1 rRNA gene is annotated in these 367 nt (G+C 54.1%); it reads right to left on the bottom strand.

Going from position 1 to position 367, the window contains the following annotated elements:
- Positions 1 to 367: ribosomal RNA gene (locus AC1DUA_RS40995) — 16S ribosomal RNA — on the bottom strand; the annotation flags it as partial.

Genomic DNA, 367 nt, shown 5'->3' on the forward strand with positions numbered 1-367 from the left:
TTGCGGAAGATTCCCTACTGCTGCCTCCCGTAGGAGTCTGGGCCGTGTCTCAGTCCCAGTGTGGCCGTTCACCCTCTCAGGTCGGCTACGCATCGTCGCCTTGGTAGGCCGTTACCCTACCAACTAGCTAATGCGCCGCAGGCCCATCTATAAGCCACAGATTRCTCCGTGTTTCATAATTCTCTCATGCGAGAAAAYCARTTATCCGGTCTTAGCTATCGTTTCCGATAGTTATCCCAGTCTTATAGGCAGGTTACCTACGTGTTACTCACCCGTCCGCCGCTAAGCACCGAAGTGCTCCGCTCGACTTGCATGTATTAGGCACGCCGCCAGCGTTCGTCCTGAGCCAGGATCAAACTCTCCATAA

It is taken from the genome of Paenibacillus sp. 01T422 (assembly GCF_056398785.1).